The sequence below is a fragment of the Streptomyces sp. SX-6 genome, assembly GCF_059089585.1.
Window position 1 is genome coordinate 65,167 of record NZ_JBTHHU010000031.1, and the last position, 18,634, is coordinate 83,800.

24 protein-coding genes, 1 tRNA gene, 1 pseudogene and 1 riboswitch are annotated in these 18,634 nt (G+C 69.8%); of the genes and pseudogenes, 19 read left to right on the forward strand and 7 right to left on the reverse strand.

Annotated features, from left to right (window positions below):
- The first annotated feature begins 2 nt into the window (after window positions 1-2).
- Window positions 3-560, forward strand: coding sequence for an RDD family protein (locus ACV530_RS28840; RefSeq protein ID WP_494335574.1), 558 nt, complete (start codon window positions 3-5; stop codon window positions 558-560).
- Here ACV530_RS28840 and ACV530_RS28845 read toward each other — a convergent pair.
- The gene (locus ACV530_RS28845) at window positions 549-824 is read right to left on the reverse strand and encodes a hypothetical protein (protein WP_494335575.1); all 276 of its coding nucleotides are present in this window, start codon (window positions 822-824) and stop codon (window positions 549-551) included. The two genes, ACV530_RS28840 and ACV530_RS28845, sit on opposite strands and share 12 nt — an antisense overlap.
- 413 nt (window positions 825-1,237) lie before the next feature.
- Between ACV530_RS28845 and ACV530_RS28850 the strand changes: the two genes are divergently transcribed.
- Window positions 1,238-1,573, forward strand: a complete 336-nt coding sequence (locus ACV530_RS28850) for a hypothetical protein (protein ID WP_494335576.1) — start codon at window positions 1,238-1,240, stop codon at window positions 1,571-1,573.
- Between the two features lie 145 nt (window positions 1,574-1,718).
- On the opposite strand, the gene ACV530_RS28855 is transcribed toward ACV530_RS28850, so the two are convergent.
- The gene (locus ACV530_RS28855; RefSeq protein WP_494335577.1) at window positions 1,719-2,312 is read right to left on the reverse strand and encodes an isochorismatase family protein; all 594 of its coding nucleotides are present in this window, start codon (window positions 2,310-2,312) and stop codon (window positions 1,719-1,721) included.
- Between the two features lie 119 nt (window positions 2,313-2,431).
- On the reverse strand, window positions 2,432-3,760 hold the full coding sequence (locus tag ACV530_RS28860) for a nicotinate phosphoribosyltransferase (RefSeq protein WP_494335578.1): 1,329 nt from the start codon (window positions 3,758-3,760) through the stop codon (window positions 2,432-2,434).
- Between the two features lie 113 nt (window positions 3,761-3,873).
- On the opposite strand from ACV530_RS28860, the gene clpS reads away from it, so the two are divergent.
- The 9 genes from clpS to ACV530_RS28905 all read left to right on the forward strand — a co-directional run bounded on the left by clpS (window position 3,874) and on the right by ACV530_RS28905 (window position 9,851).
- The gene (clpS, locus tag ACV530_RS28865) at window positions 3,874-4,185 is read left to right on the forward strand and encodes an ATP-dependent Clp protease adapter ClpS (protein ID WP_494335579.1); all 312 of its coding nucleotides are present in this window, start codon (window positions 3,874-3,876) and stop codon (window positions 4,183-4,185) included.
- Entirely contained in the window at window positions 4,185-4,796 is a 612-nt protein-coding gene (locus ACV530_RS28870) for a DUF2017 domain-containing protein (protein ID WP_494335580.1), read from the forward strand. The genes clpS and ACV530_RS28870 overlap by 1 nt, the downstream gene beginning before the upstream one ends.
- A gap of 304 nt (window positions 4,797-5,100) precedes the next feature.
- Window positions 5,101-6,579 (forward strand): amino acid permease, encoded by a 1,479-nt coding sequence (locus ACV530_RS28875; protein ID WP_494335581.1) that lies wholly within the window; start codon window positions 5,101-5,103, stop codon window positions 6,577-6,579.
- Between the two features lie 78 nt (window positions 6,580-6,657).
- Window positions 6,658-7,080 carry a M67 family metallopeptidase gene (locus tag ACV530_RS28880; RefSeq protein WP_494335582.1) on the forward strand — a complete coding sequence of 141 codons (423 nt, stop codon included), beginning with the start codon at window positions 6,658-6,660 and terminating at the stop codon, window positions 7,078-7,080.
- Window positions 7,081-7,168: 88 nt separating this feature from the next.
- Entirely contained in the window at window positions 7,169-7,261 is a 93-nt protein-coding gene (locus ACV530_RS28885) for a putative leader peptide (RefSeq protein WP_494335583.1), read from the forward strand.
- Window positions 7,262-7,319: 58 nt separating this feature from the next.
- Entirely contained in the window at window positions 7,320-7,601 is a 282-nt protein-coding gene (locus tag ACV530_RS28890; protein WP_494335584.1) for a MoaD/ThiS family protein, read from the forward strand.
- Between the two features lie 2 nt (window positions 7,602-7,603).
- Window positions 7,604-8,554, forward strand: coding sequence for a PLP-dependent cysteine synthase family protein (locus tag ACV530_RS28895; RefSeq protein WP_494335585.1), 951 nt, complete (start codon window positions 7,604-7,606; stop codon window positions 8,552-8,554).
- A gap of 128 nt (window positions 8,555-8,682) precedes the next feature.
- On the forward strand, window positions 8,683-8,772 hold the full coding sequence (locus ACV530_RS28900; protein WP_494335586.1) for a hypothetical protein: 90 nt from the start codon (window positions 8,683-8,685) through the stop codon (window positions 8,770-8,772).
- Window positions 8,773-9,098: 326 nt separating this feature from the next.
- A complete protein-coding gene (locus tag ACV530_RS28905) occupies window positions 9,099-9,851 on the forward strand; it encodes an MBL fold metallo-hydrolase (protein ID WP_494335587.1) in 753 nt (250 codons plus the stop codon).
- 78 nt (window positions 9,852-9,929) lie between these two features.
- On the opposite strand, the gene ACV530_RS28910 is transcribed toward ACV530_RS28905, so the two are convergent.
- Window positions 9,930-11,312, reverse strand: coding sequence for a PTS transporter subunit EIIC (locus tag ACV530_RS28910; protein WP_494335588.1), 1,383 nt, complete (start codon window positions 11,310-11,312; stop codon window positions 9,930-9,932).
- A 161-nt stretch (window positions 11,313-11,473) separates the two neighbouring features.
- On the reverse strand, window positions 11,474-12,784 hold the full coding sequence (locus ACV530_RS28915; protein WP_494335589.1) for a PTS transporter subunit EIIC: 1,311 nt from the start codon (window positions 12,782-12,784) through the stop codon (window positions 11,474-11,476).
- Between the two features lie 190 nt (window positions 12,785-12,974).
- Between ACV530_RS28915 and ACV530_RS28920 the strand changes: the two are divergent.
- The 4 genes and pseudogenes from ACV530_RS28920 to rdgB all read left to right on the forward strand — a co-directional run.
- Window positions 12,975-13,214 (forward strand): annotated as a pseudogene (locus ACV530_RS28920) (PTS sugar transporter subunit IIB); the annotation flags it as partial.
- A gap of 80 nt (window positions 13,215-13,294) precedes the next feature.
- On the forward strand, window positions 13,295-14,026 hold the full coding sequence (gene rph / locus ACV530_RS28925; protein ID WP_494335590.1) for a ribonuclease PH: 732 nt from the start codon (window positions 13,295-13,297) through the stop codon (window positions 14,024-14,026).
- A gap of 58 nt (window positions 14,027-14,084) precedes the next feature.
- Window positions 14,085-14,474 (forward strand): hypothetical protein, encoded by a 390-nt coding sequence (locus tag ACV530_RS28930; protein WP_494335591.1) that lies wholly within the window; start codon window positions 14,085-14,087, stop codon window positions 14,472-14,474.
- Between the two features lie 32 nt (window positions 14,475-14,506).
- On the forward strand, window positions 14,507-15,109 hold the full coding sequence (rdgB, locus tag ACV530_RS28935; protein WP_494335592.1) for an RdgB/HAM1 family non-canonical purine NTP pyrophosphatase: 603 nt from the start codon (window positions 14,507-14,509) through the stop codon (window positions 15,107-15,109).
- Window positions 15,110-15,172: 63 nt separating this feature from the next.
- On the opposite strand, the gene ACV530_RS28940 is transcribed toward rdgB, so the two are convergent.
- Window positions 15,173-15,259 (reverse strand) — tRNA-Leu (locus ACV530_RS28940).
- Window positions 15,260-15,443: 184 nt separating this feature from the next.
- Here ACV530_RS28940 and ACV530_RS28945 point away from each other — a divergent pair.
- Both ACV530_RS28945 and ACV530_RS28950 read left to right on the forward strand, forming a co-directional pair.
- Entirely contained in the window at window positions 15,444-15,968 is a 525-nt protein-coding gene (locus ACV530_RS28945; RefSeq protein ID WP_494335593.1) for a hypothetical protein, read from the forward strand.
- The gene (locus ACV530_RS28950) at window positions 15,968-17,206 is read left to right on the forward strand and encodes a sensor histidine kinase (RefSeq protein ID WP_494335605.1); all 1,239 of its coding nucleotides are present in this window, start codon (window positions 15,968-15,970) and stop codon (window positions 17,204-17,206) included. Before ACV530_RS28945 ends, ACV530_RS28950 begins: the two co-directional genes overlap by 1 nt.
- Here ACV530_RS28950 and bcp read toward each other — a convergent pair.
- A complete protein-coding gene (gene bcp, locus ACV530_RS28955; protein ID WP_494335594.1) occupies window positions 17,203-17,670 on the reverse strand; it encodes a thioredoxin-dependent thiol peroxidase in 468 nt (155 codons plus the stop codon). The genes ACV530_RS28950 and bcp overlap by 4 nt on opposite strands.
- A gap of 156 nt (window positions 17,671-17,826) precedes the next feature.
- Here bcp and ACV530_RS28960 point away from each other — a divergent pair, with 156 nt between their 5' ends.
- Window positions 17,827-18,147 carry a DUF3618 domain-containing protein gene (locus ACV530_RS28960; protein ID WP_494335595.1) on the forward strand — a complete coding sequence of 107 codons (321 nt, stop codon included), beginning with the start codon at window positions 17,827-17,829 and terminating at the stop codon, window positions 18,145-18,147.
- Between the two features lie 105 nt (window positions 18,148-18,252).
- Window positions 18,253-18,555 carry a GroES family chaperonin gene (locus tag ACV530_RS28965; protein ID WP_055473105.1) on the forward strand — a complete coding sequence of 101 codons (303 nt, stop codon included), beginning with the start codon at window positions 18,253-18,255 and terminating at the stop codon, window positions 18,553-18,555.
- Window positions 18,550-18,611, forward strand: a riboswitch (guanidine-III (ykkC-III) riboswitch). (Overlaps the previous gene by 6 nt.)
- Window positions 18,612-18,634: the final 23 nt, after the last annotated feature.

Here is an 18,634-nt window from a genome sequence, read left to right on the forward strand (position 1 = left end):
CCATGAGTACCGATGAGCCGCCGCCCGACCTGCCGCCGTACGGGGCACCGCCGCCGCACGGCGGGAATCCCTACGGCGATCAGTACGGCGCCGCCGACCCCCTGGCGGGCATGCCGCCGCTCGCGAACCGGGGCAGGCGGCTGGTCGCCCGGATCATCGACGGCCTGCTCGTGTCCATTCCGGTCAGCCTGGTCTACGCGGCGTTCACCTGGAACAACTGGGACCCGACGCACGACCAGACCAGGAACACCGGACTGGGCATCCTGATCTCGGTCGTGTACTTCGTCTACGAGGGCCTGATGCTCACCGCGCGCGGCCAGACGGTCGGCAAGATGGCGATGAGCATCCGCGTCGGAATGCTCGACAACGGCGCGACTCCTGAGGGCACGCCCGGCTGGACCCGCGCCGCTGTCTACAACCTGCCGCAGATCGTGCCGTGTTGCGGCTTCGTGTTCTGGCTCGTCAATGTGCTGTGGTGCACCTGGGACAAGCCGTACCACCAGTGCATTCACGACAAGGCCGCGAAGACAGTGGTGGTCTCAACGGCCTCAACCCGGTAGCGAGTGCTCGCTGATACGCGTCGCGGCGGAATCGGCGGGCACCGCCGTCCGCTGCGGCTCCCGGCCGCCATGGGCCACCGTCCGCGAACTCCGGTGCGGCAGAGGCATGGTGACGGCCACGAGCAGCCCGAGCGCCAGGGCGCCCAGGGCGACGACTGCGACTCCGATGCCCGACCTCGTCTGCGACAGCAGCAGCATGGCGAGAGTCGAGAACACTACGGTGGCCGAGCCATAAGCGATTTGTGCTGAAGTCGGACGCGGCATGACGGGATCCGTCCTCGGGGCAGTGATGGGGGTGCAGAGCCGACAAGTGGGGACCGCATAAAGACTCTACGGTCCTGTCTGCCCGGGGGGAACGGGTAGTAAGCGCGCCCTTAACGCCGGTGACAGGAGCATCCGGGGCGAACGGGGGCCGTGGACGTACGGGAGCGCCGGGCGAACGCGCCCGCGTGTTCGGGTGACGGTATCGGACGTTACTGACACCGGCTCCCGGAACGGGCAGTGCGCGCGGGACGTGCGAGGTGTCGCGACCGGCCCCATGAGCATTGCCGTGATGGCATCACCGCAGGTCAGAGGCCATTTTCTGGGAAACCCCTGGCGGTGCACGGTGGGAGGCGATTAGATGCCTCTGGTGGTGTTCTTATTGACACCCGATGCTCTGGGGAAGGGTGATGCGCATGGCAGGCGGTGGCTTCGCCAGGCTTCCGGACGGCAGCATGATCGTTGCTCTGTCCCTGCCCAGCCCGCCCGGCGGCAGCGCGCTGCCGGGCACGCGGGTCAGGGTTCTGGTGCACGCCCTGAACCGTCAGCGTGCGCTGACGCGGCTCAGGAATCTGGGGCTGAGAGCGGTCTATCTGCGCGGCAACAGCGAGCCGCCGACGCCGGACGAGATAACCGCCGCGCTCCACCACCCCGACGGGCTCGTATGGCGCTCGGCGCCGGACGACGACACGGAATCCTGGCATCCGATACGGAGCCTGCTGCGCCGCCGCCCGCTGGGGGCCATGCCTTAGGGCGTGCCGTCGGGACCCCGGGGTCCGGGGCGGAGCCCCGGGAAAAGGTCCGCCGCAACGGCGCCGATGCCACGACGGCGAGGGTCCGGCGGAATACGCGGTCACCGTAACCGGCATGGGGCACGATCCGCCCGGCGGGGCCTCGTCAGGCCGAGATGACGACCGGCTTGCCGGTCAGCTGGATGCCCGCCTCGCGCATCTCCTCCAGCGCCCGCTCGGTGGTGTGCGGGGCTACTCCGGCGGTCAGGTCGAGGAGCACCTCCGTGGCGAACCCCGCTCGCCGGGCGTCCAGCGCGGTGGCCCGTACGCAGTGGTCGGTGGCGATGCCGACGATGTCGACCCAGGTCACCCCGCGCTCGCGGAGCCAGTCCTCGAGCGGGGTGCCGTTCTCGTCGGCGCCCTCGAAGCCGCTGTAGGCGGCGGAGTGGGCGCCCTTGTCGAAGACGGCGTCGAGGGCGCCGGAGGCGATGACGGGCGCGAGGTTCGGGTGGAAGCCGCTGCCCTCCGTGCCGGCCACGCAGTGGGCGGGCCAGGAGTGCTCGTAGTCCGGGTGGGCCGAGAAGTGCTCGCCGGGGTCGATGTGGTGGTCACGGGTGGCGACGATGTGGTCGTAGGCCGTACCCGCGTCGGACACCAGGTCGGTTATCGCGGCGGCCACGTCGGCGCCGCCGGCCACCGCGAGGCTGCCGCCCTCGCAGAAGTCGTTCTGCACGTCGACGATGATCAGTGCACGGTGCATGGTGCGGATCCTTTGCGGAAGGGCCCTGGGCCGACGGTGCGGATCGTCTCCTGTGACGCGTCCCCTGTGACCGAGGGTAGTGATTCCCGCTCGGTAACGGGAAGAGAGCCCAGGAGCGGTCAGAGGTACTCGGTGGGCAGGACCGGCTCGCCGCGCGAGAGCTGGGTGGCCGAGAGCGGCAGCAGCGCGCGGGCCGCCGTGTGGCGGTCGCGGGCGACGTCCAGCGGCTCGCGGGCGACGACCTTGCCCCCGCGGATGAGCTCCACGAGCAGCTGCCGGCCGGCCAGCTCCGCGGGTACCTCGCCGGTGCCGACGATCTCCGTCTCGGCGACGCCGTCGGCGTCCAGGCGCCGGGCGGCCCACTTCCGGCCGCCGATGGAGGCCTTGCCGCCCATCGACTTCTTGGCCACGGGCCGCAGCGGGGCGTCGGCGTCGGCACTGTCCGCGCGGGCGACCAGCTTGTAGACCAGCGAGCACGTGGGGTGCCCGCTGCCGGTCACCAGCTGGGTGCCGACGCCGTACGCGTCCACGGGCGCGGCGGCCAGCGAGGCGATGGCGTACTCGTCGAGGTCGCTGGTGACCACGATCTTCGTCTCGGTCGCGCCCAGTTCGTCCAGCTGCTGGCGGACCCGGTGCGCGAGCAGCAGCAGGTCGCCGGAGTCGATCCGGACCGCCCCCAGCCCCGGCCCGGCCACCTCCACGGCCATCCGGACCGCCTCGGCCACGTCATAGGTGTCGACCAGCAGCGTCGTCGCCCCGCCGAGCGAGGCGACCTGTGCGGTGAAGGCGTCGCGCTCGCTGTCGTGCAGCAGCGTGAAGGCGTGCGCGCTGGTGCCGACGGTCGGGATGTTGTAGCGGAAGCCGGCGGCGAGGTCCGAGGTGGAGGCGAAGCCGCCCACGTACGCCGCGCGGGCGGCGGCCACGGCCCCCAGCTCATGGGTGCGGCGGGCGCCCATCTCGATCAGCTGCCGGCCGCCCGCGGCGACCGCCATCCGCGAGGCGGCCGCGGCCACCGCCGAGTCGTGGTTGAGGATCGACAGGATGACGGTCTCCAGCAGCACCGCCTCCGCGAAGCTGCCCTCGACCCGCAGGACCGGCGAGCCCGGGAAGTACACCTCGCCCTCGGGATAGCCCCAGATGTCGCCGCGGAAGCGGTAGTCGGCGAGCCAGGCGAGGGTCGGCTCGTCGACGATCCCGCGCTCGGCCAGGAACTTCAGGACGGCCGGGTCGAAGCGGAAGTTCTCCACGGCGTCCAGGACACGGCCGACGCCGGCGAGGACGCCGTAGCGGCGGCCCTCGGGCAGCCGGCGGGTGAACACCTCGAACACCGAGCGGCGGTCGGCGGTCCCGGAGCGCAGCGCGGCCTGCAGCATGGTGAGTTCGTACCGGTCGGTGAACAGGGCCGTCGACGGCACAGCCACCGGCAGCCCCAGGTCCGCAGCGTTCACTTGGCCTTACCTCGCATCGTCGTACCGGTTACCGCAGTGATGCTACCCCTCCCTCTCGTCAGAGTGACGATTTGTGGGGGTCGTTTATGCGGAGCGGGACCCCTAGTGGCAGCATGGAAAACGTGAGTGTTGCACCGGTCGAGATCGAGCGCCCCGAGACGGGCGAAGCACCCTTCGAGGTAACGCAGCCCGATGTCCCTTGGGTGACCCTGGTCCACAACGACCCCGTGAACCTCATGAGTTATGTGACGTATGTCTTCCAGAGCTACTTCGGCTACTCCAAGGACAAGGCCCGCAAGCTGATGCTCGATGTCCACCACAAGGGGCGGGCCACCGTCTCCAGCGGCACGCGCGAAGAGATGGAGCGCGACGTACAGGCCATGCACGGGTACGGCCTGTGGGCGACTCTCTCCCAGGACCGTTGATGGCGGGGTACTTCGAGCCGCTGCCCGGCGGCGGAGCCGCCCTGGCCCTGGACGAGGTCGAGGCATCCATCCTGCGCAGCCTCACGGTTCAGCTCCTCGAGCTGATCGGACCGGGGGAGGAGCAGGGGCCCGAGGCCGCCGACCCGCTCGCCCGGCTCTTCGCCGACGGCCCGACCGAGCCGCCCGCCGACCCGGCGCTCGCCCGGCTCTTCCCGGAGGCGTACGGCACGCCGGGCGCCGAGCAGGACCGCGAGTCGCGTGCGCACGCGGCCGAGTTCCGCCGCTACACCGAGAACGACCTGCGCGACCGCAAGCGCGGCGACGCTCTCGCGGTCGTCCGCTCGCTCGACTCGCTGGCCCCTTCGTCTTCATCGAACGTGACCGGTGACGCCGCCGCGGTGCTGCGTCTGTCGCCGGAGCAGTGCCGCCAGTGGCTCGGCACGCTCAACGACCTGCGGCTGACGATCGGGGCGCGGCTGGAGATCAAGGACGAGGACGACAGCGATGCGCTGCTCGGCCTCCGGGACGACGACCCGCGCAAGCCGATGGTCATGGCCTACCTCTGGCTCGGAGGGCTCCAGGAGACGCTCGTCGAGGCACTCATGGCCTGACCTGCGGAGAAGAGCGTCCGCTCAACGGATGCTCAAGTCCGAATAACGATCCCATTACCGCAGTGGCGGCATTTGGAGATCGTTATTACGTTTGTCCTGATTTTCTTGTGGCCTGCGTCATATTCGAACTGACGATCTAGCTGTTACCCGTGATAAACCCTTACGAATACCTGCCTCTGTGACGCCACCCCTGTCACGGCAGGGAACGCTGGCCGACCGACCGTCGGCATTGCAGGACTCCATCCGGGGGGATCGGAACCCGATCCGGACAGACCGGATCGGTATGGAGAAAGGCGTTCCACACATGGCCTCTGAGCAGGTCGCGGACCGTACCACCGGCGCAGCCGAGGTGCGGGACGGAAGCGGACAGGATGCTTCCGAGGGTTACCAGCGGGGACTGGGCAACCGACAGATCCAGATGATCGCCATCGGCGGCGCAATAGGCACAGGCCTCTTCCTGGGTGCGGGAACGGCCATTCACAAGGCGGGCCCCAGCCTGATCCTTGCCTATGCGATGGCCGGCCTCGTCATCTTCTTCATCATGCGGGCGCTCGGCGAGCTGCTCATGTACCGCCCGGTTTCGGGCTCCTTCTCGGACTACGCGCGGGAATTCCTCGGTCCCTTCTGGGGCTATGTGACCGGCTGGACGTACTGGCTCTTCTGGGTCGTCACCGGCATCACCGAGGTCACCGCGGCTGCCACGTATGTGCAGTACTGGAACCACAGCATTCCGCAGTGGGCTTCCGCGCTCGTCTTCACGGTCATCCTCTATTTCGCCAACCTGATCTCCGTAAAGCTCTTCGGCGAGCTGGAGTTCTGGTTCTCCATGGTCAAGGTCACCGCCATCATCGGCATGATCCTGATCGGCATCGGCGTCATCACCCTCGGCTTCTCCAAGGCCGGTGACACCGCCTCGTTCGACCTGCTCTGGTCGCACGGCTTCTTCGGTGACGGCGGTATCCGCAGCACCCTGATGACCCTGCAGATCGTGATGTTCGCGTTCCTCGCCGTCGAACTCGTCGGCGTCACCGCGGGCGAGGCGGCCGACCCCAAGAAGACCCTGCCCAAGGCCATCAACACCGTGCCGTGGCGCATCGCCGTCTTCTACATCGGCGCCCTCGTCATCATTCTGTCCGTCGTTCCGTGGACCGAATTCCTGCCCGGACACAGCCCGTTCGTGGCCGCGTTCGCGAAGATCGGCCTGCCGTTCGGCGCCGGAATCATCAACTTCGTGGTGCTGACCGCCGCGTTGTCGTCCTGCAACTCCGGTATGTACTCCACCGGCCGCATGCTGCGCGACCTCGCGCTCAACGGCCAGGGCCCCAAGTTCCTCGCGCAGCTGTCCCGCAAGGGCCTGCCGATGCGGGGCACCACCCTCTCCGCCGCGCTGATGCTCATCGGGGTGTGGATCAACTACCAGTGGCCGGGCGAGGCGTTCGACTACGTCGTCTCCTTCGCCACCATCTCCGGTATGTGGGCCTGGATCATGATCCTGATCTGTCAGCTCCGTTACCGCCGCAAGGCGGACCGGGGCGAGCTGCCGCAGTCGGAGTTCAAGGCCCCCGGCGCTCCGTGGACCAGTGCCTTCGCGCTCGGTTTCATCGGTCTTGTCATCGTGCTGATGGGCATCGACAAGAACTCGCGGGTCTCCCTGTACTGCGCGCCCATCTGGGCCGCCATCATGGTCGGTTCGTACTTCGTGCTCAAGGCCCGCAACCCGCAGGCTTTTGCGCGCAAGGACTACTCGGTGCCCGCCGTGCCCGAGGCCGACAAGGTCGTCTGACCTTTTCCCTCCCCAGAGGGCCCGTTCGCACCTTCCCCCCCCCCGGTGCGGACGGGCCCTCTGCTTATCCTGGGCCGCATGCTGACCATCTCCCAGGCCCTGTACGACCAGATCGTCGCGCATGCCCGTGCCGACCACCCCGACGAGGCGTGCGGCATGGTGGCCGGCCCGGCCGGCAGCGGCCGCCCCGAGCGGTTCATCCCGATGCTCAACGCCGCCCGCTCGCCCACGTTCTACGAGTTCGACTCCACGGATCTCCTCAAGCTCTACCGCGAACTGGACGACCGCGACGAGGAACCCGTGGTCATCTACCACTCGCACACCGCGACCGAGGCCTACCCCTCCCGCACCGACATCTCCTACGCGAACGAGCCCGGCGCCCACTACCTCCTGGTCTCCACCGCGGACACCGACGACGCGGGCCCGTTCCAGTTCCGCTCGTACCGCATCCTGGACGGCGAGGTCACTGAGGAGGAGGTCCGGGTCGTCGCCGCGTACTGAGTCTCCGCGTACTGACAGCCGAGACGGTTCGGTCCGGATACCGGGACGAACGTGCGGGCCGCGCACGGGGAATCGATACGATGCGCCCATGGTTCTCCACGACGTGACCGAGCGCGTACCGGGCATCCGCCTGGTCGCCCGCCTGCACGTCGATCTGTGCCGGCTCGCCGGCGCGGCATGACGCCGCGTGCACCCGCGCGTACCACCGCCGATTCCCGCACTCCGACAGGAGCACACCCATGGCCATCGAGGTCCGCATCCCGACCATCCTCCGCACCTACACCGGCGACCAGAAGGCCGTCCAGGGCAGCGGCGCCACGATCGAGGAGCTGTTCCGGGACCTGGAGTCCCGCCACGCGGGCATCCGTGAGCGCCTCGTGGACGAGTCCGGCCAGCTGCGCCGGTTCGTGAACGTCTACCTCAACGACGAGGACATCCGCTTCCTCGGCGGCCTCGCCACCGAACTGGCCGACGACGACAGCGTCACCATCCTGCCGGCCGTCGCCGGTGGAATGGCCTGAGCATGCGCTACGACAGCCCGCTGGCGGCGGTGGGCAACACCCCGCTGGTGCGCCTGCCCCGGTTGTCCCCGGCCGAGGACGTCCGGGTCTGGGCGAAGCTCGAGGACCGCAACCCCACGGGCTCCGTCAAGGACCGGCCGGCCCTGCACATGATCGAGCAGGCGGAGAAGGCCGGCCGGCTCACCCCGGGGTGCACCATCCTCGAGCCCACCTCGGGCAACACCGGCATCTCGCTCGCCATGGCCGCACGGCTCAAGGGCTACCGCATCGTCTGCGTCATGCCCGAGAACACCAGCGAGGAGCGGCGCCGGCTGCTCGCCATGTGGGGCGCCGAGATCATCCCCTCGCCGGCCGCGGGCGGTTCCAACACGGCCGTGCGCATAGCCAAGGACCTGGCCAGGAAGCATCCCGACTGGGTGATGCTCTACCAGTACGGCAACCCCGACAACGCCGGTGCGCACTACGCCACCACCGGTCCGGAGATCCTCGCGGACCTCCCGGAGATCACCCACTTCGTGGCCGGACTCGGCACCACCGGCACGCTGATGGGCGTCGGCCGCTATCTGCGCGAGCACGTCCCCGGGGTGGAGATCGTCGCCGCCGAGCCGCGCTACGACGACCTCGTCTACGGGCTGCGCAACCTGGACGAGGGCTTCGTGCCCGAGCTCTACGACGAGTCGGTCCTCACCACGCGCTTCTCCGTGGGCTCCGAGGACGCGGTGCGCCGCACGCGCGAACTCCTCGAGCAGGAGGGCATCTTCGCGGGCATCTCCACCGGCGCCGCGCTGCACGCCGCGCTCGGGGTGGCCCGCAAGGCCCAACGGGCCGGGCGGCGCGCGGACATCGCGTTCGTCGTCGCGGACGGTGGCTGGAAGTATCTGTCCACCGGCGTCTACACCGCACCCACCACCGAGGCGGCGGTGGAGACTCTGCACGGGCGCCTCTGGGCATGAAGTTTGGATAACCGGTCAACTATCGACAGACCCGTGCACAGATGGACTGCCACTACCGATGTTGCCGACCGGCTGACATCATCCCGTAGGAGACGCACATGAACTGTCCCGCATGTGGATCTTCGGACATGAGGCAACTCAACAATGGAAACTGGCAGTGCGGAAGCTGCGGCGCAGTCACGGCTGGACCGGGCGGCGTGGGATGCGCTCGCCCCTGAGACACGTGAGCGGCTGGCGGCCTTCATCTCGCCGGAGGAGTTCACGGTGACGGCCGGCAGCAAGGAGTCCGCGGAGCGCTTCCGGCGCTTCATGGACACCCTCGACCGTGCCGAGCGGCACCGGTCGCTGTAGCACCACGCCCGCACCCGCGGCCCTGCCCGGCGCCCTTCGGCGCGGGCGGGGCCGTGCTGCGTACTGGCTCCGTCCTGGTGATTCCAGCCACACACCTGCCCCGCACAGGAGCGGCCGTCCGTTTCCCGCTTTACCCTCGGACGCACCGCATGGCCCCCAGCCCCCCGTCACCAGCCCGGAGGTTCAGGCCCGCATGAAGCTCACCGTCGTCGGATGCGCCGGGTCGTTCCCGTCCACGGAATCGGCCTGTTCGAGCTACCTCGTCGAGGCCGACGGCTACCGGCTGCTTCTCGACATGGGCAACGGCGCCCTCGGCGAGCTGCAGCGCCACATCGGCCTGTACGACCTCGACGCCGTGCTCCTCTCCCACCTGCACCCCGATCACTTCATCGACATGCTCGGCTATTTCGTGGCCCGCTACTACCGTCACGAGGGCGGCAGGGCCGGGGTGATCCCCGTCCATGGTCCGGAGGGGACCGAGGAGAGGCTGCTGGCGGCGTACGGCGACGTCCCGCACGCGTCGTGCATGAGCGAGGTCTTCGACTTCCGGACCCTGGTGCCGGGCAGCTTCACGCTCGGGCCGCTGACGGTACGGACGGACCGGGTCCGTCACCCCGTCGAGGCCTTCGCCTTCCGTATCGAGCACGGTGACACCTCGCTCGTCTACTCCGGGGACACGGGCCCCTGCGAGGCGCTCGACACCCTCTCCAAGGACGCCGACCTCCTGCTGTGCGAGGCCTCGTTCACCCATGGCAAGGAGGACATCCCGGACCTCCACCTCAACGGCCTGGAGGCGGGCGCGTGCGCGGCCCGCGCGGACGTGGGGCAGCTGGTCCTCACCCACATCCCGCCGTGGACGGACCCGCTCACGAACCTCCGCGACGCGCGCTCCGTCTACGAGGGGCCGGCCGAACTGGCGCACGCGGGTGCGGTGTACGAGCTGTAGGGACGCGGGGCGCGCAAAAGGGGAGAGCCCCCGGAACCGTGGTGGTTCCGGGGGCTCTGCCGTGCTGCTGCGGAAGGGTCAGACCCTGGCCTTCTTGGCGGCCGTCTTCCTCTTGGGCTTGGCACTCGAGCTCTTGCCCTTGGCCGCGGGCTTCGCCCCGGCCTTGGCGGGCTCGGTCTTGGCCTCCGCCTTGGCGACGGCCACCGGCTCCGGCGCGAGCTCGTCGTCGGCCTCGCGACCCGGGGTCTTGATGTCGAACTTGATGATCGCGAAGCGGAAGATGACGTAGTAGAGCGCCGCGAAGCACAGGCCGATCAGGATCAGCATCCACGGCTCGGTGGCCCGGCCCCAGTTGAGCACGAAGTCGATCGCGCCGGCGGAGAAGCCGAAGCCGTCCTTGATGCCCAGCGCCCAGGTCAGGGCCATCGAGACACCGGTGAGCACCGCGTGGATCGCGTACAGCACCGGCGCGATGAACATGAAGGTGAACTCGATCGGCTCGGTCACACCGGTGACGAACGAGGTGAGCGCGAGCGACAGCATCATGCCGCCGACGACCTTGCGCTTCTCCGGGCGGGCGCAGTGCACGATCGCCAGGCAGGCGGCGGGCAGCGCGAACATCATGATCGGGAAGAAGCCGGTCATGAACTGGCCCGCGTGCGGGTCGCCCGCGAGGAAGCGGGCGATGTCGCCGGACTTGCCGTTGTAGTCGCCGGCCTGGAACCACGGGAAGGAGTTGAGCAGGTGGTGCATGCCGATCGCGATCAGACCGCGGTTGGCGACACCGAAGATGCCCGCGCCGACGGCGCCCGAACCGACCAGCCACTCACCGAAGTTGTGCAGACCCGTGCCGAGGACCGGCCAGATGTAGCCGAAGACGATGCCGAGGATCAGGCCCGCGAAGGACGACAGGATCGGGACGAGGCGGCGGCCGCCGAAGAAGCCCAGCCACTCGGGCAGCTTGGTCCGGTAGAACCGCTGGTAGAGCAGGGCGACCACGAGGCCCACCACGATGCCGCCGAGCACCTTGGCGTCGGCGGGCGCCGCCTGCATGACGACCTTGCCGTCGACCGCCTTCGCGATCTTCGGCAGCGAGTCGTCGGTGAAGGTGCCGAGGACCTTGTTGAAGACCAGGTAACCGGCCACGGCCGCAAGGGCGGTGGAGCCGTCCGACTTCTTGGCGAACCCGATCGCGACACCCACGGCGAAGAGCAGCGGCATGTTGTCGAGGAGCGCGCCGCCGCCGGCCGCCATGAACTCGGCGATCTTGTTCAGGACATGGCCCAGTGCGGGCTTGCCGAGCAGGTCGGGCTGGCCCAGGCGGACCAGCAGCGCGGCGGCGGGCAGCACGGCGACCGGCAGCATGAGGCTGCGGCCGATACGCTGGGCGACCGCCATCGCGCTCTGCCCGAAGCCCGGCTTGTCGGCCTTCGCGGCAGCATTGGCGCTAGCCGTACTCATCGGATTCCTCCAGGTGAGGCCGGCGCTCGGGGGAAGGGGGGACGGCCGGCTTTGGTCTACACCACTAGTGGTTTAGACCTGTTGTAGCACGTGAAGCGGGCATAAAGGAATCCACGCTTCCCGGTGGCCTGGATCACACGGAGGAACCCCTGGCGGCCCGGCTACTCCACCGTCTCGCGCTCGATCTGCTCCGCCACTTCCTCCGGCTCGCGCCCCGGTGTCGGGAGGTTGAACTTCACGATGACGAACCGGAAGACCGTGTAATACACGACCGCGAAGACGAGCCCGATCGGAATGATCAGCCAAGGCTTGGTCGCCAGGCCCCAGTTGATCACGTAGTCGATCAGCCCCGCGGAGAAGCTGAAGCCGTCGTGGACACCCAGTGCCCACGTCACCGCCATCGAAACCCCGGTGAGCACCGCGTGCAGCGCGTAGAGCAGCGGGGCGATGAAGAGGAACGAGTACTCGATGGGCTCCGTCACGCCCGTCACGAACGACGTCAGGCCCACCGAGAGCATCATGCCCTCGATCATCTTGCGGCGTTCCGGCCGGGCCGTGTGCGCGATCGCGAGCGCCGCGGCCGGCAGCGCGAACATCATGATCGGGAAGAAGCCCGAGGTGAACTGCCCCGCCGTCGGGTCGCCCGCGAGGAAGCGGTTGATGTCGCCGTGCACCATCGTGCCGTCCGGCTTGGTGTACTCGCCGAACTGGAACCACATGAAGGTGTTCAGGAACTGGTGCAGGCCGACCACCAGCAGCGCGCGGTTCGCGATACCGAAGATGCCGGAGCCCGCCCAGTCCAGGTCCGTCAGCCACTTGCTGAAGCTGGTGAGCCCGTGCCCCACCGGCGGCCAGATCCCGAGGCAGATCACCGCGAAGACCAGCGCCACGAACGACATCATGATCGGGACGAGCCTGCGCCCGTTGAAGAAGCCGAGCCAGTCCACCAGCCGCACCCGGTGGAAGCGCACCCAGAACCAGGCGCTCAGCAGGCCGATCACAATGCCGCCGAAGATCCCCGGGTTCTGGAAGGTCGCCTGGGTCGCCGCGCCCGTCCCCGTCACACAGACCCCGCTCCACAGGCCCGCGCCGCTGAACTTGGACGTGTGCGGGCAGTCCTCGGGGAACTGGTGCAGCACCGAGTAGTAGACGAGGAACCCCACGACCGCCGCCAGCGCCGTCGAGCCGTCCGCCTTCTTCGCCATCCCGATGGCCACGCCCACGCAGAACAGCAGCGGCAGGCCGAGGGACGAGTCCAGCAGCGCGCCGCCCGCTCCCGCGAAGACCTTGGCGACGTCGGTCCAGCCGAGGCCGTCCTTGCCGAAGACGTCCGGCTGCCCCAGCCGGTTGAGGATGCCGGCGGCCGGGAGCACCGCGATCGGCAGCTGGAGGCTGCGGCCCATTTTCTGCAGGCCCCCGAGGAGGCTCTGCAGGTGCTTGCGGGCGGGGGCCGCGGCGGCGTCCGAGCTCATCTGCGTCCTCCCGGCTGGCATACTGGTGTAGACCACTTGGGTGTGCGAATCCGGCCCCCGGAGCGCAGGGCCCGGTGGCCGCCATCATTCGTGAGAAGGCGGGCAAACGCCCACGTAATTGGTCCATACGTGGGTTAGCGTGTGAAAGCCGGTCGGCGAGAGCGCCGAAGGGCCCGAGACAACCAGGAGTGCACACATGGCCAGCAAGGCTGAGAAGATCGTCGCCGGGCTCGGCGGTATCGACAACATCGAGGAGATCGAGGGCTGCATCACCCGTCTCCGCACCGAGGTCGCCGACGCCTCCCTCGTCGACGAGGCCGCGCTCAAGGCCGCCGGCGCGCACGGCGTCGTGAAGATGGGCACCGCCATCCAGGTCGTCATCGGCACCGACGCCGACCCGATCGCCGGTGAGATCGAAGACATGATGTGAGCCACCCGGCTCCACCCGTGGGGCCCCGTCCGGACAGGTTCCGGACGGGGCCCCGCGCGATCCCGGATAGGCTCGTCACCATGTCTCGCATCGACGGCCGCACCCCCGACCAGCTCCGCCCCGTGACGATCCAGCGCGGCTGGAGCAAGCACGCAGAGGGCTCCGTCCTCGTCTCCTTCGGCGACACCAGGGTGCTGTGCACCGCCAGCGTCACCGAGGGCGTGCCCCGCTGGCGCAAGGGCACCGGCGAGGGCTGGGTCACCGCCGAGTACGCGATGCTCCCGCGCGCCACCAACACCCGCGGCGACCGCGAGTCCGTGCGCGGCAAGATCGGCGGGCGCACCCATGAGATCTCCCGCCTCATCGGCCGCTCCCTGCGCGCCGTGATCGACTACAAGGCCCTCGGCGAGAACACGATCGTCCTGGACTGCGACGTCCTCCAGGCCGACGGCGGCACCCGCACCGCCGCCATCACCGGCGCGTACGTCGCGCTCGCCGACGCCGTCACCTGGGCCCAGGGCAAGAAGCTCATCCGCCACGGCCGTCACCCCCTCACCGGCACCGTCTCCGCCGTCAGCGTGGGCATCGTCGGCGGCATCCCGCTGCTCGACCTCTGCTACGAGGAGGACGTGCGCGCCGACACCGACATGAACGTCGTCTGCACCGGCGACGGCCGCTTCGTCGAGGTCCAGGGCACCGCCGAGGCCGAGCCCTTCGCCCGCGAGGAGCTGAACTCCCTGCTCGACCTCGCCGTCCAGGGCTGCACCGACCTGGCCGCGGCCCAGCGTGAGGCCCTGGCTCGAACGCTGTAGCTAGGATCTGTGGGGGTGCGGACCGGGGCCGTACCCCCACAACCGAGGGGACCGTGTCATGGCATCGCGCCGCCGTACCACTGCCGTTGCGGCCTTCGCCGCCGTCGCGTTCGCACTGCCCCTCGTCGCCGCCTGTTCCGACGACTCCGAGGAGAGCACGGACTGCGCGGGCGTCTCGAAGAAGATCGGCGACGACGCCGACAAGATCGAGCGCATCATCGGGGACGGCTCCAAGGACCCGCTGAGCGCCCAGGAGTTCGTGGACAAGCTCAACAGCGACCTCGCCGCGCTCGGCAAGTCCGAGCAGGCGACGGACGTCAAGGACGCCATCGGCGGACTGACCGAGGCCGCGAGCGACATCCAGGACAGCATCGGCGACGGCGAACGCCCGGACGCCGGCCCGCTGAAGAAGGCCGCCGCCGCACTGACCAAGGCCTGTCAGGGGTAGGCGGTCAGGGGCAGGCGGGATAATCGGGGCTCATGAAGCGCCTCATCCTCGCCACCCGCAACGCCAACAAGATCACCGAACTGCGCGCGATCCTCGCCGAGGCGGGTCTCGACGTCGAACTCGTCGGTGCCGACGCCTACCCCGACATCCCCGACGTGAAGGAGACCGGCGTCACCTTCGCCGAGAACGCCCTCCTCAAGGCCCACGCCCTCGCGCAGGCCACCGGCTTCCCCGCGGTCGCCGACGACTCCGGCCTCTGCGTCGACGTCCTGGGCGGCGCCCCCGGCATCTTCTCCGCCCGCTGGGCCGGCGCCCACGGCGACGACCGGGCCAACCTGGAACTGCTCCTGGCCCAGCTCGGCGACATCGCCGACGGCCACCGCGGCGCCCACTTCGCGTGCGCCGCCGCGCTCGCCCTGCCGGACGGCACGGAGCGGGTGGTCGAGGGCCGGCTGGAGGGCACGCTGCGGCACGAGCCCGCGGGCGCCGGCGGCTTCGGCTACGACCCGGTCCTCCAGCCCGCGGGTGAGACGCGCACCTGCGCCGAGCTGACGGCGGAGGAGAAGAACGCGATCAGCCACCGCGGCAAGGCGTTCCGCGCGCTGGTGCCCGTGGTGCGGGAGCTGCTGGGCTGAGCTCCGCAAGACCGAAACGCAAGACCGAAACGGGCCGTCCCCGAGGACGGCCCGTTGTCGTGCTGGTGCGGCCGGAGGGACTCGAACCCTCACGGGTGTTACCCCACTGGGACCTAAACCCAGCGTGACTGCCAATTCCACCACGGCCGCGCGGCACGGCCATCGTACTGGTCACCCGGGCGACCGGCGCCAGGGGCCGGTCATCGGGGGCCAGTTGGGGGTTCTTCACGAATCCGATATGCCCGAACGGAACGCGCGGCCCGATTTCACCGTCCCTCACAGGGGAGGCCGGGGAAAGCAGTGAACCCGCCCAGGTACCGAGGAAGAGAGCCCGATGACCGATCGCGCCGGGGCCCGTCTGGCCGGCATGCGCACCGTGCTGACGGTCTTCGCACTGGTGACGGTGCTGGCCCTCGGCGGCGTATGGCTGGCCCGGGCCGGTGAGCGCTCGCACCAGGTCGCCGCGGCGCCGAGGACGGCGGCGGTGCAGAACGAGGGCGCGAGCCGTGAGGTGCAGGCGGAGATCGACGCCTCGGGCTCGGGCGAACTGCCCGGCGTACGCGACTGCGGCTTCGGGGAACCGGAGTTGGAGCCCGACATCATCACCCTCACCTGCACCAACGAGGGCACCGTGGCGAGCGGCATCAAGTGGGACGAGTACGAAGCGGACCGCGCCGAGGGCAGCGGCGTCGTCCAGGTGGCGGGCGCGAACGGCACCGCGCGGACGTCCTTCCGGGCCCGCCTCACGCTGCTCCGCCCGAAGAGCGTCGACGGCCAGATGGCGTTCACCTCCCTCGAGGTGCGCTACACCGGCATGACGCCTGCCGGCAAGGCCACGGAGACGTACGCGATCGCGTGATGGGTATTCGTGGCCGGATCGCGCTCGCGATCTCCTCCGTCACCGCCCTGGCCGTGGTGCTGCTCGGCGTGGCCGTGCACCACATCTCCGGCCTGGAGCGGGACAAGAAGGCGATGGCCCAGCAGGACGAACTGCTGAGCTCGGCGCTCCAGCTCTACAAGCGCGACGGCAAGCTCTCCCTGGCGGCCCAGCTCGACGTCTCCAACGTGCCCGCGCCGCTGCTGAAGGAACTGGACAAGGGGCCGCGCACCTACATCAGCGGCGGCGACGACCCGCGGGTGTGGGCGGCGGCCCGGGTCGGGGACCGGGTGCTGTCGATCTCGGCCTCCTACCCGAAGCGCGATTCTTACCAGGAGGCGCTCGACAAGGCGCTGCTGGTGGCCGGTGTGGCGACGGTGGCGCTGATGGCGGTGGTGGCGTGGTTCGTGGCACAGAGCCTGTCGCGGCGGCTGCGGCACAGCGCCGCCGCGGCACGCCGGATCGCGGCGGGCGAGGCACCGGACGCGGACGCCCCGGCGAGCGGCGGCCGCGACGAGGTCGCGGAGCTGGAGCGCTCGGTGCAGGCGATGGCGGCGTCGCTGGCGGCCAGGGTGGAGGCGGAACGGGAGTTCACGGCCGACGTGGCGCACGAACTGCGCACCCCCGTGGCGGGACTGGTGGCCTCGGCGGAGCTGCTGCCGCACCCGCGCGCGGTGGAGATGGTCCAGGAACGGGCGCAGACGCTGCGGGGCCTGGTCGAGGAACTGCTCGAGGTGTCCCGGCTGGACTCCGGGACGGAGAGCGCGCAGCTGGAGCCGATCGAACTGCCGACCCTGGTGCACGGGATCGTCAAGCGGGCCCAGGGGCAGCGCGGGGTGGACGAGGTCTCCGTCGAGGTGGTCGGCGAGGGCCGGATCGTGGCCACGGACGCGCGCCGCGTGGAGCGGATCCTGGTCAACATCCTGGCCAACGCGGCGAAGCACGGGAAGCCGCCCATCGAGGTCCGCGTCGAGGGCACGCGGGTCGTCCTGCGGGACCACGGCAGCGGCTATCCGCCGGAGCTGGTGAGCCAGGGGCCGCGCCGGTTCCGTACGGCCGCGCCCGAGCGCGGCACCGGGCACGGCCTGGGGCTGACGATCGCCGTGGGGCAGGCCGCGGTGCTGGGCGCGCGGCTGGAGTTCGGCCAGGCGGAGGGCGGCGGGGCCCGGGCCGTCCTCGACCTGCCGGAGGCGGAGGACGAGCCGACCCAGACCGCTTAGAGCCCGAGGTCCTTGATGATCTTGGCGACGTGGCCGGTGGCCTTGACGTTGTAGAGGGCGCGCTCGACCTTGCCGCCCTCGCCGACGATGACGGTGGAGCGGATCACGCCGGTCACGGTCTTGCCGTAGAGCTTCTTCTCGCCGAAGGCGCCGTACGCCTCCAGGACCTTCTTGTCCGGGTCGCCGACCAGGGCGACCTTGAGGTCTTCCTTCTCACGGAACTTGGCGAGCTTCTCCGGCTTGTCGGGGGAGATGCCGATGACGTCGTAGCCGTGCCCGGCGAGGAAGTCGAGGTTGTCGGTGAAGTCGCAGGCCTGCTTGGTGCAGCCGGGCGTGAGGGCGGCCGGGTAGAAGTACACGATGACCTTGCGGCCCTTGTGGTCGGCGAGCGAGACCTGCCGCCCGTCCGCGTCGGGAAGGGTGAAGGCGGGGGCGGTGTCGCCGGGCTGGAGTCGCTCGCTCATGGCTCTGGCTCTCCTCGGAGGGTGGGACGGATCCGGTACGGGATCCGAGCCTAGCCAGCCCGGCCGACAGGGGTGCCGTGGGGCGCTGCGCCCGGCAAGCTGACAGACTGTTGTCACCACTCTTCATCAGACATATGAGACGACGGAGGCAGCGCGGTGCCGGAAGCCAGGACCCCTGCGCAGATCGAGGCGGACATCGCCAGCCGGCGTGCCGATCTCGCCGAGACGCTCGACGAGATCGGGGTGCGCCTGCACCCGAGCACGATCATCGGCGACGCGAAGGCGAAGGTCGCCTCGAAGGTGGACCACACCGCCGGGCGGGTCTGCGCGGCCGTGGACCGTGCCGTCGGGGACGTACGGTCCCGGTTCGTGACGGACGAGGGCGTGCCCCGCCTGGAGCGCATCATCCCCGCGGCGATGCTGGCCGTGGGCGTCGTCGGGCTGCTGACCCTGTCCTCCCGGCGCCGCAAGGCCTAGGGGCGTCCTGGGTACGGGCCGGGACCGGTGGCTTCCGACTTCGGCGTGGGCAGGTACGGTCATGGCGTGAGCACGCATACGACCCACGACAAACTGCCCATCCGGATGCTCCACGACCGGGTACTGGTCCGGACCGACATCCCCGAGGGCGAGCGCCGCTCCAGCGGCGGCATCGTCATTCCGGCGACGGCGGCGGTGGGCCGCCGGCTGGCCTGGGCCGAGGTCGTGGCGGTCGGCCAGAACGTGCGCACGGTCGAGCCCGGCGACCGGGTGCTGTACGACCCGGAGGACCGCGCGGAGGTCGAGGTCCGGGGCGTCGCCTATGTGCTGATGCGCGAGCGCGACCTGCACGCGGTGGCGGCGGAGCGGCTGGAGGGCTCGGAGGACTCCACGGGGCTCTACCTGTAGCCTGGGGGCAACCCCGACGAGACGCGCCGTACCGGGTAAGGACAAGACGACGCACCCCTGGACAAGCGATTTCCTCCGG

What these genes read in the sequence shown, in the direction of transcription:
- ACV530_RS28890 (WP_494335584.1), top strand. Translation starts at nt 7,320, where the DNA reads ATGGCCATCGAGGTCCGCATCCCGACCATCCTCCGCACCTACACCGGC.
- ACV530_RS28885 (WP_494335583.1), top strand. Translation starts at nt 7,169, where the DNA reads ATGGTTCTCCACGACGTGACCGAGCGCGTACCGGGCATCCGCCTGGTC.
- ACV530_RS28915 (WP_494335589.1), bottom strand. Translation starts at nt 12,784, where the DNA reads ATGAGCTCGGACGCCGCCGCGGCCCCCGCCCGCAAGCACCTGCAGAGC.
- bcp (WP_494335594.1), bottom strand. Translation starts at nt 17,670, where the DNA reads ATGAGCGAGCGACTCCAGCCCGGCGACACCGCCCCCGCCTTCACCCTT.
- ACV530_RS28950 (WP_494335605.1), top strand. Translation starts at nt 15,968, where the DNA reads ATGGGTATTCGTGGCCGGATCGCGCTCGCGATCTCCTCCGTCACCGCC.
- rdgB (WP_494335592.1), top strand. Translation starts at nt 14,507, where the DNA reads ATGAAGCGCCTCATCCTCGCCACCCGCAACGCCAACAAGATCACCGAA.
- ACV530_RS28965 (WP_055473105.1), top strand. Translation starts at nt 18,253, where the DNA reads ATGCTCCACGACCGGGTACTGGTCCGGACCGACATCCCCGAGGGCGAG.
- rph (WP_494335590.1), top strand. Translation starts at nt 13,295, where the DNA reads ATGTCTCGCATCGACGGCCGCACCCCCGACCAGCTCCGCCCCGTGACG.
- ACV530_RS28930 (WP_494335591.1), top strand. Translation starts at nt 14,085, where the DNA reads ATGGCATCGCGCCGCCGTACCACTGCCGTTGCGGCCTTCGCCGCCGTC.
- clpS (WP_494335579.1), top strand. Translation starts at nt 3,874, where the DNA reads ATGGAAAACGTGAGTGTTGCACCGGTCGAGATCGAGCGCCCCGAGACG.
- ACV530_RS28870 (WP_494335580.1), top strand. Translation starts at nt 4,185, where the DNA reads ATGGCGGGGTACTTCGAGCCGCTGCCCGGCGGCGGAGCCGCCCTGGCC.
- ACV530_RS28875 (WP_494335581.1), top strand. Translation starts at nt 5,101, where the DNA reads ATGGCCTCTGAGCAGGTCGCGGACCGTACCACCGGCGCAGCCGAGGTG.
- ACV530_RS28895 (WP_494335585.1), top strand. Translation starts at nt 7,604, where the DNA reads ATGCGCTACGACAGCCCGCTGGCGGCGGTGGGCAACACCCCGCTGGTG.
- ACV530_RS28855 (WP_494335577.1), bottom strand. Translation starts at nt 2,312, where the DNA reads ATGCACCGTGCACTGATCATCGTCGACGTGCAGAACGACTTCTGCGAG.
- ACV530_RS28845 (WP_494335575.1), bottom strand. Translation starts at nt 824, where the DNA reads ATGCCGCGTCCGACTTCAGCACAAATCGCTTATGGCTCGGCCACCGTA.
- ACV530_RS28900 (WP_494335586.1), top strand. Translation starts at nt 8,683, where the DNA reads ATGAGGCAACTCAACAATGGAAACTGGCAGTGCGGAAGCTGCGGCGCA.
- ACV530_RS28910 (WP_494335588.1), bottom strand. Translation starts at nt 11,312, where the DNA reads ATGAGTACGGCTAGCGCCAATGCTGCCGCGAAGGCCGACAAGCCGGGC.
- ACV530_RS28905 (WP_494335587.1), top strand. Translation starts at nt 9,099, where the DNA reads ATGAAGCTCACCGTCGTCGGATGCGCCGGGTCGTTCCCGTCCACGGAA.
- ACV530_RS28850 (WP_494335576.1), top strand. Translation starts at nt 1,238, where the DNA reads ATGGCAGGCGGTGGCTTCGCCAGGCTTCCGGACGGCAGCATGATCGTT.
- ACV530_RS28880 (WP_494335582.1), top strand. Translation starts at nt 6,658, where the DNA reads ATGCTGACCATCTCCCAGGCCCTGTACGACCAGATCGTCGCGCATGCC.
- ACV530_RS28945 (WP_494335593.1), top strand. Translation starts at nt 15,444, where the DNA reads ATGACCGATCGCGCCGGGGCCCGTCTGGCCGGCATGCGCACCGTGCTG.
- ACV530_RS28840 (WP_494335574.1), top strand. Translation starts at nt 3, where the DNA reads ATGAGTACCGATGAGCCGCCGCCCGACCTGCCGCCGTACGGGGCACCG.